Genomic DNA, 13,365 nt, shown 5'->3' with positions numbered 1-13,365 from the left:
TTCACTCCACTTTCAGCGCATCAGCGCGCGCCATGTATTTGCCAAAGTCTTCCGACAGGCCGCAGCTTTCCAGCAGGTCGGCCAGCGCTTTCACGTAGTCGTGTGCTGTCTGGGCGCGCTCGGTTTGCGCCTTGGCCTGGTTGACCTGGGCGTCGATCAGGTCCAGCGTAGTGCTGGTACCGGCCTGGAGGCCCGAGGTGCGCAGGCGGAGCACTTCGTCGGTCAGCTCCAGGCCCGGTTGCAGCGCAAAGTAGGCGCGGCGCGCCTGCTCCAGCGCCAGCCAGCGCTTTTCCACCAGCAAGGCGATGTCGTTCTGCGCCTGTGCGCCGGTGCGCTCGGCCTGCTCGATTTGGCGGGTGGAGGATTCGGCCAGCGCGTTGCGGTCGATGGAGTCCCACAACGTCCAGCGCACGCCCACGCCCGCCACCCAGTCGGCATCGCGGCCGGTCTTGAGCTGGCGCTGGCCGAACGCGAACACCTGCGGCTTGCGCAGCGCCTCCTGGGCGGCGTGCAGTTGCGTGGCCTGCTCCTTCTTGGCGGCCACTTTGTAGAGGCCGGGGTGGCGGGCCAGGGCGGTGTCGATGAAATGGGGCAGAGGCTCCACCGGCTGGCTCAGCACAAACAGGGGGCTAGTGGGCGTGACCAGGTCGGTCGCCTTGAGGGTGCGAGTCAGCGCGGTGGCGGCCAACTCGGCATCGTCGCGGGCCTTGCGCGCATTGCGGCGGGCCTCTTCCAGCGCGGAGCGGGCCTGCAGGCGTTCGACGCGGGCGATCACACCGGCGTCCAGCATCTTCTGCGCGGCGGCGTCGTGCTGCTCGATGGTGGCCAGGGCCGATTCGCGCAGCACGGCGGCGCGCCGGGCCAGTTGGGCGCCAAAGTAGCGCTGCACCAGCAGGGTGGTGGCTTCGTGGCCGGTTTTGGTGGCGTCGGCCTGCACCTCTTGCGTCTGTGCATCCAGCAGGCCCCGGGCGGCGTTGCTGGCGCCGCCCATGTACAGGGGCCAGATGGCGGAGACCGAAGCGGTGGTGTCGCTCTTGCTGCGGTTGAGCGTGTAGCTGGACGGCAGGTGTGGCAACTGGGCCAGCGAGCCCGCCAGCTGGGGCGGCAGTTGCGACAGCACGCCGGGCAGGGCGCGGTTCAGCGGGTTCAGGTCCACATCCAGGTTGGCGTTGTAGGTGTAGGCCGCGCCGCTCAGGTTGACCACCGGGCCGCCTAGGCGCTGCATGGCGTCGCGCCGCAGTTGTGCGCTTTCGACGGCATTGCGCGATGCGGCCAGCTGGTCAGATCGCTGCTGCAGCTGCTGCAGCGCGGCGTCGAACGCCAGAGGGGAGGCCTGGGCCTGTATCGGCAGCAGGGCCAGAGGTGCGGAGGCGATCAGGCAGAGCAAAGCTTCGCCTGCCCGGCCAGTGCGCCGGGGCGTTTTCTTTGAGGTCATGGTTTCAGCTTGTCGTGGTCAGCGAGCGCCCACTGGGGTGTAGGCATCGCTGTGGTCCGCCAGCCAGCGCGCCGACAGGTCGGTGCCATGCTGGCTGGGGTGAAAGTCGGCACGCAGGTATTCGCGCCAGGGGCGCCAGGTCTCGCGCACCAGGCCGCCCTTGCCAAACAGCGTGCGTGCGGCGCTGGCCCAGGTGCTCCATTTCCACAGCGTGCCGCCCTGGCGCAGGTTTAACAGCGTCTGGCGCAGCACATCGCCCAGGAAGACCACGGTGATGCGGCGAAACCAGGTGATGCGCCACTCGTGGTTGCCGCCCAGGGCCTGGTAGAGGTCGAAGGCGGTGTTCTTGTGCTCGGACTCTTCGGCACAGTGCCATTGCCACATCGTGGCCAGGCGCGGCTCGGCGCCCTGCAACGCCTCGGGGTGGGCCAGCAGCCATTCGGCCAGCAGGGCGGTGAAGTGTTCGTTGGCAGCGGTCACGGCCAGCGGATGGCGTGGGTCGGCGTTGGCAAAGAGCTTCATGCGCTCTTGCGCGCGCGGGGCCCATTCGTTGACCAGGCCCTGCTGGTCGAGGTGGCCGTTGAACAGCGCGTGGATGCGGCGGTGTGTGGCCTCCTGCCCGATGAAGCCGCGCACCTCGTCGGCAAACTGCGCCTGCTTGTCGGGGGGCAGGGCCTTGTGGCCGTCACGCACGGCGTCGATGAAAAATTGCTCGCCCACCGGAAAGCTCATCGACAGCGCATTGAAAAGCGCCGAGCGAAACGCATCGCCACCACACCAATGGCGCGCAAAGGGTGTCTCCAAGTCGATCAGCAGGCGGCGGACAACGAGTTCGGTCATGGGAGGGCTCCTGGTGCGGGTTGGCGCCGCGCCGTGGGTGCATGGGTTTGGTACTTGATAGTACCGATGGGTTTGTATGATGCAGATCAACTGTGGTACTGTCAAGTACCTCGTTGAATTTTCTGTCCGAAGATCTGCCTCTATGAGTGAAGTCACAGCCCCAGCCGTTGCGCCCACCGCGGGCACCGAACACCGCGCCCGCCTGCTGGAAGGCATGGCCCGCACCGTGGCCGCCAAGGGCTACGCAGACACCACCATTGCTGACATCGTGCGCGAAGCCAGTGTGTCGCGCCGCACCTTCTATGAGAACTTTGCCGACAAGGCCGAATGCCTGATAGCGTTGTACGAGGCGGCCAGCGGCAACGCGATTGCCGTGCTGCGCGCCGCCATCGATCCGCTCAGCGATTGGGAGGCTCAGGTGGAGCAGGCCATGGCGGCCTACCTTGGTGTGCTGGCGCGCAACCCGGTGCTGCTGCGCACCTTGTTCATCGATATCCTGGGCCTGGGGCCCACGGGCCTGGCAGCGCGCCGCCGCGCCAACCAGCAGCTGGCCGACCTGATGCTGGACGTAGTGAACAACCGCCCGGGCGAGCGCAAGCGCAAGGCCCCGCTGCAACCCATGATGGCCATGGCCGTGGTGGGGGGCATCAACGAGATGGTGCTGCAATCCATCGAGCAGGACCGGGCCGGGCAACTGCAGGAGCTGGTGGAACCGGCAGCTACGTTGTTGCGGGCAGCGATCTCGGCGGAGTTCTGAACCTGTCGTTGACACGCGTGCCGCAGCCCGTGCGGCGAGCTGGTCACACCTCGTTGGCAATCTCGATCAGGTTCTCGTCCGGGTCGTAGATATAAACCGAGCGCAGCCTGTGGCGTGCGCCCGTTGCGCCCACCGGGCCTTGCACGATGGCTATGCCTTCGGCCTGCAGGTGGGCGATGACATCGTCGAGCGGCATCTTGGTGAGAAAACACAGGTCGCCGGAGCCTGCAGTGGCGTGGCGCACATTGGGGTCCACCACCGTGCCGACTTCGTGCAGGTTGATCTTTTGCGCGCCGAAGTGCAGCGCGTACCGCTGGGGCTTGAACTCCCGCGCGGCCATGCCCAGCACACGTTCATAAAACGCAATGGTTTTGTCGATGCTGGCGACGGTGAGGACGACGTGGTCGAGTGATTCCAGGACGATGGGCATGGAGCGTGTCGGGGTGGTCAGGCAGATCGATGATTGTGCGCCGGTGTCGCGGGCTGCAGCCACCGCTTGTTGGCCGTAAACACTGCTGTCAACGCCAGCCCTGCCAGCACGGCCATGAACCAGTGCAGGGGCGATAGCGGCACAAACCTGAAGGCGTTGGCCAGCCAAGGCACGGTGGTAATCGCAGTCAGCGCCGCCAGCGTGCCACCCGCCACCCACAGGCTGACCGGGGTGAGACCCGCCCACAGGCTGCGCCAGCCCCAACCGCCATGGGTATCGCTGCTGCGGCTGGGCAGGATGAGCGCGGCGTTGGCGGCCACCAGCACCACAAACGCGGCCGTGCTGGCGGTGGCGGCATATGCTGGTTGGCTCAGCAGCCAGGCATACAGGCCCACCACGGCGGCGGTCACCACGCTGCCTTGCAACATGCTCAGCAGGATGTGTCGGGCCGAGAGCAAAGGCTCGTTAGCCCCGCGCGGCGGCTGCTGCATGAGGTCGGCTGCGCCTTCTTCGGCCTCGAACACGATCGAGCAGGCCGGGTCGATGATTAGCTCCAGAAACGCAATGTGCAGCGGTGCCAGCACCAGCGGCAGCCCGAACAGCACCGGCAGCAGTGCCAGGCCAATGATGGGCACATGCACCGCCAGCGTGTAGACCATGGCCTGGCGCAGGTTGGCAAAGGTCAGACGCCCTCGGTGGATGGCGTGCACGATGGCTGCGAAATCGTCGTGCAGCAGCACCAGGGCTGCGGCCTCGCGCGCCACATCGGTGCCGCGCTGGCCCATGGCGATGCCGATGTGGGCGGCCTTGAGGGCGGGGGCGTCGTTCACGCCGTCACCGGTCATTGCCACCACCTCGCCCTGGGCCTTGAGGGCTTCGACCAGCGCGAGCTTCTGGTGCGGCTTGATGCGGGCAAACACACTCACCTGTCGGACTTTGCTGGTGAGCAAATCGGAGGGCATCAAGGTCATTTCATCGCCGGTGACGACCTTGTCGTGCGCGATGCCCGCCTGGGCCGCAATGGCGCGCGCAGTACGGGGGTGGTCGCCGGTGATCATCACCACACGGATACCTGCCTGGCGGCATTGCGCAACGGCTTGGGGCACCTCGGGGCGCAGCGGGTCGGCCAGGGCCACCAGGCCCAGCCACTCAAAGTCAAAGTCGTGCTGAATATCAGGCCAGGTGTCTTGTGTGTGATGCCGGGCCTTGGCCACGCCCAGTACCCGTAGGCCACGGTCGGCCAGGCGGGCGGCCTGGGCGCTGACTGCGGCGCGTTCGGCGTCGGGCAAATGGCAAAGGTCGGCCACGGCCTCGGGCGCGCCCTTGGTGGCCACGGTGTCGTGCGCCGAGGTACCGTCGCGCCACAGGTGGCTCATGGCCAGCAGTTGGGGCGACAGTTCGTATTCGCGTGCCAGTGACCATGCGGGGTGCAGGTGCTCGGTGTCCACCAGGTGGTCCGCCGCCATGCGATGAAAGGCCTGCTCCATGGGGTCGTGCGGTTCGATTTCGCTGGCCAGCACGGCGTATTCGAGCAGTTCGTGGAAGGCATCGGGCAGCGCGCTGCCATCCGCTGCGGCGGGCAGGTTTTGTACATCCAGCTCCTGGCCTGCAATACAGAGCGCAGCCACCGCCATGCGGTTTTGCGTGAGGGTGCCGGTCTTGTCCACGCACAGCACCGTGGTCTGGCCCAGCGTCTCGATGGCGTTGAGGCGCCGCGTCAGCACCTGCTGTGCCGCCAGCCGCCGCGCGGCCAGGGCCAGGAAGACGATCATGATCACAGGCAGCTCTTGCGGCAGGATGCCCATGGCCAGTGTGATGCCTGCCAGCACGGCCTGCAACGCGTCGCCGCGCAGTGCCCAGAACAGCGCCACCAGCAGCATACATAGCGACAGGCCGATGAGCACGAGCTTGTGGGTGAGCCGTGCCGTCTCTTCGCGCAGCGGCGAGGACTGCAGCGCAATGGTGTCGAGCGACTGGCCGATGCGGCCCAACTCGGTGTGGCGCCCCACGGCGGTCACCTGCAGCAGCCCCTGGCCGCTGACCACCAGCGTGCCCGCAAATACTTTGTCGGCAACCTGCTTGGCCACGGGCTCGGATTCGCCGGTCAGCATCGACTCGTTGGTGGCCAGCTCGTGTGCCTGCAGCAGCGTTCCGTCGGTCGGTATGCGGTCGCCCTCGGCAATCATCAGCAGGTCTTCGCGCACCACCTCGCGGCCCACTATGCGCACCAGGGTGCCGCCGCGCAACGCCAGGGCCCGGGGACTGGAGAGGTCGCGCAGGGCGTTCAGCGCGTTGTCGGTGCGGCGCTCCTGCAGCACCGTGATCGTCATGATGATGACCACAAAGCCCAGCAGGATCATTGCCTCGTGAGCGTCGCCCATGGCGAGGTAAATGGCACCTGCGCCCAGCAGGAGCAGGAACATGGGCTCGGTGAGCACGTCCCAGGCCATGTCACGCAGCGTGCGGCGCTGGCTGATACCCAGTTCGTTGGGGCCTTCTTCACGCAGTCGTTGGGCGGCCAGGGCCGGGTCGAGGCCGGTGGGGGAGTCGGTAGTGCGCATGTGGGGCGTGAGGCTGCGTTGCAAGGAGGGTCGCAACGGTGTAACGGTTATACCGCGCGCTGGTGCCTGCAGCCCTGACGGAGCGCAGTGCGCCGCACCCCATCTGCCTTCATCACACCTCGCACATCACAAAGTCTGCCTTGCCAACATTGCATTCGGGGCAGCGCCAGTCGTCGGGCACGTTGGCCCAGAGGGTGCCGGGTGCTATACCGTGTTCTGGCAGGCCCGCAGCCTCGTCGTAGATCCAGCCGCAAACGGCACACATGTAGATTTTCATGAGGCGGTTCCTTCGTGTTCGGTGGCTATGCGTCAGTCGTCATCGTGGTGCCGTTGGCGCTCGGTCGATGTGCCGTTGGCAACCCAGCTGCTGGGCGACTGCTGCCATTGCCAGGTGCCAAAGGCCAGGGATGCGATCAGCAGCAGGGCGGCCAGCCAGGTGCGGTTTTTGGGGATCAGGTCTGGCCCTTTGCCTTCCACCCGGCCCGTCAGCATGGGCAGTGCCTGGTTCTTGCGGCGCAGCACGCTCAAGCCTGCAATCAGCGCGATGTGGGCCAGCACCACAAAGAGCAGCGCGTTGCCAAAGAATTCATGCACTTCTTCCATCCAGTCGCCACCCAGCGCAGCGCCCCAGTCGTTGTAGGTGGCATAGCCACTGAGCGTGAGGGGCACCACCAACGTCAGCAGCAACACAATGGCCAGCGCCATCAGCAGGCTCTGGCCTTGGCGCCAGTTGATCTGTGTGATCGTTTTTGATGGGGGCAGGGCGCGCAACCATGCCGGGGCCCCCGCCAGCTTGCGCCACAGCAGGCCCAGGCCCGATGTGCGCGGCCCGAAGATGCCGTACAGCAAGCGAAAGCCCAGCAGGCCTGCCATGGTGTAGCCCAGCGTGACATGCAGCAGTCGCCAGTGCTCCCCGTCGGCCGTGGCGTAGGCCCCCGCAAAGCACACGGCAAACAGCCAGTGGAACATGCGCGTGGGCGCATCGGTCACCCGGCGGCTGGGCGCTTTGGTGGGTGCAGGCTGCGCTGTAGCGTTGGCTGGATGGAGGGATGGGTTGGTTTGCATGGTGTTTCCTCAGCTTCAGTCATTCCACGCGCGGCGTGATCGGGCATCGAGCCCTGTCGGCATACGCAGGTTGTGTTCGTCAAACTGCCCCTGGTCCGCACCCGTGTGGCAGGCTGCGCAGTTGGCGGCGCTTTTCACACTGGCGAGCTTCCAGGTAGCGGGTTCGATCTTTCGGTGCTTGCGTTCAAACCAGGCCGAGCGGGTGATGCGGTCCTCGGGTGGCTCCTCGTTCCCTCGCTTGTAGGTGCCTGCGTGGGCCTGCAGCCACTGGTTGAGCTGGCGCACGGTGACAGCGTCCAGCGACGCGTCGGTGCCGTAGTGTTTGGTCAGGCCCGTCATCATGCGGTTCCACGATGCGGCGGGCAGCAGACCGGGCGGATAGGCGGTGTGGCAGGCAGCGCATTCCTGCGTGTAGGCGCTGGGCACGTTGTTGGGCATGGCGCGCCCGCCGTCTGCATGGGCGCTGGAGAGCGACAGCAGGGTCAGCGCACACACAGCGGCGGCCATGGCCGCTGGGCGAAGGGGAACAGGTTTTTTCATGATGCGATGGGCTTCAGGGCTTGAGCGCGTTGAGGTAGGCCAGCACATCGGCCTTCTCGATGGCTGTGCATTCGCGGCTCAGCACGTCGTTGCAGTTGCGGCGGAACCACTTGTCCACCTTGGCGGTGTCGGTAAAGGCCTTGGGGTTGAAGGCAGGGGCCAGGGGCGAGATCGACTTGCCGGTGCTGGCATGTTTGCCCTGTGCGGTGGGCGGCGAGCCGTGGCAGGATGCGCAGGACCACTCGCCGCCATGGCGCGTGGTGAAGAACACCTTGCCCTTGTCTGCGTTGCCTGGGCTGCCAGCTTGCGCGCTCCAGTGGGCGAGCTGCTGGGCGGCGGTGGTGTCTGCTGCGTGGCTGATGCTGGTGAAAGCGAATGCACAGAGTGCGGCCAGTGCCAGGGTGCGAAGGGCGGGCATTGTGATTTGTCCTTGTGGGTGTTTTCGTGTGCAGTCATTGTTGAAACCCCCGCCTGAACGGCGCGTGAAAGGGCTGTTCATCGGCCGTTCAGACACCACGCAGGACAATGCGCCCATGTTTTTGATCCCCCACCGTGCTTCAGAGGGCCGCTACGTCAAGCGCTGGCGCTTGGCGGCCTGTGTGCTGTGGGCTGCTGCGCTGGCCATGCCACTGGCCTGGGCCAGCGGCAAGGACGACCACGACCGCGCCCGTCAGGCCGTGCAGGCCGGCCAGGTACTGCCGCTGCCCACGGTGCTGGAGCGCCTGCAGCGCGAGGTGCCCGGCCAGGTGCTCGACGTGGAGCTGGAGCAGGAGCGCGATCGCTGGATTTACGAGATCAAGCTGCTGACGCCTGCTGGGCAACTGACCAAAGTCAAGCTCGATGCGCGCACTGCCGAGGTGCTGCGCGTGCGATCGCGAGAATCGCGCGAAGATCAGCAGCGGAGCCGAGACAACCGCTGACCCCTACCGACCCCGACAGACCCATGCGCATACTGCTGGTAGAAGACGACACGCTGCTGCGCGCCCAGTTGCGCACCGCGCTGCACGGCGCGGGCTACACCGTGGATGAAGCCGACAACGGACGCGATGCGCAGTTTTTGGGAGAGACCGAGGCGGTGGACGCCGTGGTGCTGGACCTGGGTTTACCGGTGGTGGACGGGCTCACGGTGCTCAAGCGCTGGCGAGCTGAGGGGCGCAACATGCCCGTGCTGATCCTCACCGCGCGCGACAACTGGCACGAAAAGGTGGCGGGTATCGACGCTGGTGCCGACGACTACCTGACCAAGCCCTTTCACCTCGAAGAACTGTTGGCCCGCCTGCGCGCACTGATCCGCCGCGCCAGCGGACAGGCGTCTGCCGTGCTGCAATGTGGCGACTGGTCGCTGGACACCCGCAGCAGCCGCGTGACCTGCGCGGGCCAGCCCGTGGCGCTCACGGCGCATGAGTACAAGGTGCTTGACTACCTCATGCACCGGCCCGGCGTGCTGGTGTCGCGTGCCGAGCTGACCGAACACATCTACGCGCAGGACTTTGACCGCGACTCCAACACCATTGAGGTGTTTGTGGGGCGCCTGCGCAAGAAGCTTTCCTCCTCGTCGGCTTCGGCTCGCATCGAAACCGTGCGCGGCATGGGCTACCGCCTGGTGCCGCCATGAGCGTGCAAGGTTTGCCACCTGCGCCAGCCGTGCACTGGTTCCGGTCGTTGCGGGTGCGGCTGCTGGCTGTCACGCTGGCGGGGGTGGCCGTGGCCATGCTGCTGGCCGGGCTGGTGTTGAGCGGATTGTTCCGCGAGCATGTGCAGCAGCAGTTTCAGGCTGCGCTGCAGCTGCAACTGGACCAGATCACTGCGCGGCTGGAGTTTGATGCCCAAGGGCAACCGGTGATCGCCGCCGAGGCGTTGTCTGACCCGCGCTGGCTCAAGCCTTACTCGGGCCTGTATTGGCAGGTGGACGCCATGGCGCCCGACGGCAGGGGGCGGACAGGCGTGCTGCGCTCGCGCTCATTGTGGGACACCAGTCTGGCGCTGCAGGTGGATCCGCTGGCTGATGGTGCAGTGCATGTGCACGAGGTAGTGGGCCCGCAGGGCGCGCCGTTGCTGGTGCTGGAGCGCACGGTGCGCGCCGAGGGCGTGAATGCGGCGCGCTGGCGCCTGGTAGTGGCCGCCGACCTGCAGGTCACGCAGGCGGCCACTGCCCGGTTCACGGGGGTGCTGGCGCTGTCGCTCGCGGTGCTTTTGGTGCTGCTGGCCGCCGCTGCCTGGGCGCAAGTGACGGTGGGGCTCAAGCCCCTGAAGGCGTTGCAGCGTGCGGTGCAAGACGTGCAAGCGGCGCGCGCTCCGCAGCTGCAGGGGACCTTCCCGGCCGAGGTGCAGCCGCTGGTCGATGACTTCAACGCCGTGCTGCGCCGCCATGGCGAAGTGGTGGAGCGCGCACGCACCCAGGCGGGCAACCTGGCGCATGCGCTCAAGACGCCCCTTTCGGTACTGGAGAACGCGGCCCGCGCCCAGCCTCCCACCAATGGAACAGAGTTGGCAACGCTAGTGCGTGAGCAGGTGTTGGTGGCGCGCAGGCACATTGACTGGCACTTGGCGCGGTCGCGGGTGGCCGCTTCTGCGCACTTGCCTGGGCAGCGCACCGCGCTGCAGCCGGTGGTGGAAGGCCTGGTGCGCGTGATGAACAAGGTGCATGCGGACCGGGCGCTGGACATCAGCATCGCGCCGCCGCAGGTGCCGCTGTTTTTTGCGGGCGAGGCGCAGGACCTGCAGGAAATGCTGGGCAACCTGCTGGACAACGCCTGCAAATGGGCCCGGTCTGCGGTACGGCTGCAGGCGCAGGCGCAGGTGCTGCTCCCCGGCGTGGATGCAACGCAGCGCCTGCTGGTGGTCACTGTGGAAGACGACGGCCCTGGCATTGATGCCGCACAACGTGCGCAGGCGCTGGAGCGCGGCGTGCGCCTGGACGAAACCGTGCCTGGCACGGGGCTGGGCCTGGCCATTGTGCAGGACCTGGCGGCTTTGTATGGGGGGCGGCTGGACCTGGAGCCTGCAGGCTTGGGCGGTTTGCGCGCGGTGCTCACGCTGCCTGCTGCAATCTCCCACTGAGCAGTGGCAGCACCACCGCCGCAAAAGGACTGCCTCTGTGCGACACCCGTAAAAAAACCCGCCAAAGCGGGGTGCACAGAAAAAAGCTCGCCAAAGCGGGGCGCGCAGAAAAAAGCCCGCCAAAGCGGGCTAAGGCCCTGACAAATTCCCCTGAATCCTGCAAAGCCTTGGAGTGATGAGAGCAGGGTATCACCGTTGGCGCTGTTTGACCACTACCGCTGTGCCGACTGCGGTGTAGTGCCGTGTGCTGCGAAATCCAGCACGTTGCCGTCAGTGCCTGCTTTCCACGCTGTTGTGCATGGCTGTCTGGGCCACTGCGTTCAAGGCGTTGTCCACCACGGCTTGTTCGGCCAGCACCTGCATTGCGCCATGCTGCAGCAGTCGGCTCAGCAGCCGCAGGGTCATGGACTGGGTGCGGCCTGAGGGGCTGGTAAACAGAAACAGATTGCCATGCGAGCCGATCCAGGACAGCTGTGTGCGCTCCCACTGGCCGGCCACCTGCAGGTTGACCCAGGTGCCGACCGTGATGGTGGCGCGGGGCAAAGATGGGGCCGCTGCGTCGCTGGAGGCAGCCTCAGCTTGTGGGGCAGGATCTGCGCCTTCGCTCTCGCTCTGGGGCGACTGCGATATCTCGATGTAGCCTGATTCCCTCGCTTCGGAAGGTGCAACCCAGGGGTCGTCGTCAAGGGGGGCGGGTTGTGGTGGTGGCTCTGCAGTAGGTGTCGCAGCCGTTGCTGCGGGTGCGGGTGCGTGAGATGGTGCAGCCATCCCCGGTCCGGGCGTAAAGGCCTGCTGGTGCAGCTGCATCAGCAGTTCAAAGACAGCCTCCGTACGGTCGGCGGGGTAGTCGATGGATGCTAGACCCTCGCGCAGTTTGGTCAGCAGCTTGGGCAGCAGGCGGGCCAGCTGCGCTGTGTTGGCGCGCGTCAGCTCGGGCTGCACGCTCCAGATCAGGGCGTCCGCCAGTTCTTGATAGCGGCCCGGGTCGGCTGCGCCTGGCTTGGCAGACAGGCGGGACTCGGCCATGACTTGGGCCCATGGGCCCAGCAGAAAGCGCGAGATGGCGTCGGGTACCTTGCCGATGTCTGGCAGCAGCCAAAGCTCACGCGATATCTGTGCGGCCAGCAGGTGGCGCTGCTCTGCGTGCTGCAGCGCCTCGATAGCGCGCAGACGCTCTTGCTTGAGCGCCTGGTCTTTCTCATCCCATTTCGCGTGCAGCTGCTGCAGGACGTTCTCAAAGTCATCGGCACTGTCGATGGTGGCTGTGGTCAGCGGTCCCGCAATGTGCATGAGCGACCGCATGAAGCTCTGAAACCCGGGCGCGTCGGGGCTGTTGAAGGCCAGGCTGCGGTCGGTGATGTCCTGCAGCAGGCGGCGGGCGGCATGCTCCTTGTGGCTGAAAAAGCGCGGGTCTGCCAGCACCAGCTGCATCAGCGCGGGCTCCAGCGCGCGGATGAACTGCTGCACCGGCCAGAGCAGCCGGGTGTCGCGCGCGATGTTGTCCACCATCAGCGCCACCACCTCCATGCTCAGGGTCTGACCCAACCCCTGCACCTGCAGCCGTTGCGTGGCTGCAGGGGTTCCGTCGGCGCCGCTGCCTGCGGGTGCGCGCGGTGTGCCCAGGCGTTCCATCATCTGACCGACCTGGTTCATCTCCTGCAGCGCCTCGAAGGCGGCGGGCACGGTCATCGCGAAATCGGTGGCGGGCGAATCAATCTGGGGGAGGGCGGCGGCCGGGTGCTCAAACTCGCGCGCGAACCGTTCCGCAAAGGACTCTCCAGGGTCGCCGGGCAGGGCGTGCGCTTGGTCGGGAGCAGGTGCCGCGTTGAACTCACCCAGCAAAAGGCGACGCAGGCGGTCCAGCGTCAGCAACGGGTCGCCCGTGCTCGACGATGCAGACAGGTCGTTGTCGGCCGCGAATCCGGGCGACATTCCTTCGTCAGCAGGGGCCACATAAAGCATCTCGCCCGTAGCCTGCCGCATGGCGTAGCCCACGGGCTTGACGCCGCTTTGTTTGAGCTGGTCGATTTGCGTCAGATACAGGCTGCGCAGCTCGGTGCCCAGTGCCTGGGCCATGAGTCCCATCCAGTCGTGGCGCACCTGGGGAGTGACTTGCATTTGCGACACCACGGACTGCAGGGCCTGTAAAAAAACATCGGGCCGCAGCGGGTTGTGTTCAGGCTGTACCAGGGGCAATCCCCGGGCACCGCACACCAGTGCATCCAGGTCGGCCAGCGGCCCCTCCACGGCGGAGATCAAAATTTGCCGGGCGCGGGCGCGCTCCACGCTTTCGTTGATCTGCGTCTCGTCCATCAGTTCGAGTTCGTCAAAGTGCACGGTGAACAGAGAGCGCGTGGGCTTGTCGTCGCCCTGCGCGGTGTCCTGCTCCAGCGCCTTGCGCAGTGCGTCGGGGTAGCGCTCAGCCATCACCGATGCCAGTCGTACCAGTTGCTGCCGCGCCTCCAGCATCGCGTGGTGCTCGCCTGGGGTGCGGGCGCAGTCCAGGCGCGACTGAAGAGACATGCGCGTGGCTTCGATGACGCGCTCCGCCACAGGCCGGGCCTGGGCCTGCGCAATCTGGACGATGCGCTGCTGGGGCGCCGTGGGGCTGTCGGTCGGGGCCGTGGTGGGTGGGGTGGTGTGTTTCAAGGCCATCTGCGGTAGGGGGAGGCTGGTG

At 66.5% G+C, this 13,365-nt stretch carries 13 protein-coding genes; 4 read left to right on the top strand and 9 right to left on the bottom strand.

What is annotated here, in order from left to right:
- Position 1: 1 nt before the first annotated feature.
- Positions 2-1,435: a TolC family protein gene (locus OIN59_RS09540; protein WP_274109586.1), complete on the bottom strand. Its 1,434-nt coding sequence runs from the start codon at positions 1,433-1,435 to the stop codon at positions 2-4.
- Between the two features lie 18 nt (positions 1,436-1,453).
- Positions 1,454-2,275 carry a metal-dependent hydrolase gene (locus OIN59_RS09535; protein WP_274109584.1) on the bottom strand — a complete coding sequence of 274 codons (822 nt, stop codon included), beginning with the start codon at positions 2,273-2,275 and terminating at the stop codon, positions 1,454-1,456.
- 142 nt (positions 2,276-2,417) lie between these two features.
- Here OIN59_RS09535 and OIN59_RS09530 point away from each other — a divergent pair, with 142 nt between their 5' ends.
- Positions 2,418-3,032 (top strand): TetR/AcrR family transcriptional regulator, encoded by a 615-nt coding sequence (locus OIN59_RS09530; RefSeq protein ID WP_274109582.1) that lies wholly within the window; start codon positions 2,418-2,420, stop codon positions 3,030-3,032.
- Between the two features lie 43 nt (positions 3,033-3,075).
- Here OIN59_RS09530 and OIN59_RS09525 read toward each other — a convergent pair whose 3' ends face one another.
- From OIN59_RS09525 to OIN59_RS09500, 6 genes are all read right to left on the bottom strand, one after another.
- A complete protein-coding gene (locus tag OIN59_RS09525; RefSeq protein ID WP_274109580.1) occupies positions 3,076-3,462 on the bottom strand; it encodes a VOC family protein in 387 nt (128 codons plus the stop codon).
- A 17-nt stretch (positions 3,463-3,479) separates the two neighbouring features.
- Entirely contained in the window at positions 3,480-6,023 is a 2,544-nt protein-coding gene (locus tag OIN59_RS09520; protein WP_407655083.1) for a cation-translocating P-type ATPase, read from the bottom strand.
- Between the two features lie 112 nt (positions 6,024-6,135).
- A complete protein-coding gene (locus OIN59_RS09515; RefSeq protein WP_274109575.1) occupies positions 6,136-6,300 on the bottom strand; it encodes a rubredoxin in 165 nt (54 codons plus the stop codon).
- A 32-nt stretch (positions 6,301-6,332) separates the two neighbouring features.
- Positions 6,333-7,088 (bottom strand): cytochrome b/b6 domain-containing protein, encoded by a 756-nt coding sequence (locus OIN59_RS09510; protein WP_274109573.1) that lies wholly within the window; start codon positions 7,086-7,088, stop codon positions 6,333-6,335.
- 15 nt (positions 7,089-7,103) lie between these two features.
- A complete protein-coding gene (locus OIN59_RS09505; RefSeq protein ID WP_274109572.1) occupies positions 7,104-7,628 on the bottom strand; it encodes a diheme cytochrome c in 525 nt (174 codons plus the stop codon).
- 13 nt (positions 7,629-7,641) lie between these two features.
- Positions 7,642-8,046: a DUF1924 domain-containing protein gene (locus OIN59_RS09500; protein WP_274109571.1), complete on the bottom strand. Its 405-nt coding sequence runs from the start codon at positions 8,044-8,046 to the stop codon at positions 7,642-7,644.
- Positions 8,047-8,161: 115 nt separating this feature from the next.
- Between OIN59_RS09500 and OIN59_RS09495 the strand changes: the two genes are divergently transcribed.
- From OIN59_RS09495 to OIN59_RS09485, 3 genes are read left to right on the top strand one after another with little or no spacing between them, the layout of a single operon-like run.
- Positions 8,162-8,548 carry a PepSY domain-containing protein gene (locus OIN59_RS09495; protein ID WP_274109570.1) on the top strand — a complete coding sequence of 129 codons (387 nt, stop codon included), beginning with the start codon at positions 8,162-8,164 and terminating at the stop codon, positions 8,546-8,548.
- 23 nt (positions 8,549-8,571) lie between these two features.
- Positions 8,572-9,243 (top strand): response regulator, encoded by a 672-nt coding sequence (locus OIN59_RS09490; RefSeq protein ID WP_274109568.1) that lies wholly within the window; start codon positions 8,572-8,574, stop codon positions 9,241-9,243.
- On the top strand, positions 9,240-10,688 hold the full coding sequence (locus tag OIN59_RS09485) for a sensor histidine kinase (RefSeq protein WP_274109566.1): 1,449 nt from the start codon (positions 9,240-9,242) through the stop codon (positions 10,686-10,688). Before OIN59_RS09490 ends, OIN59_RS09485 begins: the two co-directional genes overlap by 4 nt.
- Positions 10,689-10,958: 270 nt before the next feature.
- On the opposite strand, the gene OIN59_RS09480 is transcribed toward OIN59_RS09485, so the two are convergent.
- Entirely contained in the window at positions 10,959-13,343 is a 2,385-nt protein-coding gene (locus tag OIN59_RS09480; protein ID WP_274109564.1) for a DUF1631 family protein, read from the bottom strand.
- Between the last annotated feature and the right edge of the window lie 22 nt (positions 13,344-13,365).

It is taken from the genome of Acidovorax benzenivorans (genome assembly GCF_028680575.1).
In the GTDB taxonomy this organism is placed as follows: domain Bacteria; phylum Pseudomonadota; class Gammaproteobacteria; order Burkholderiales; family Burkholderiaceae_C; genus Acidovorax; species Acidovorax benzenivorans.
The sequence above is the reverse complement of the archived record's forward strand: the minus strand, read 5'-3'. Positions and strand labels throughout refer to the sequence as shown.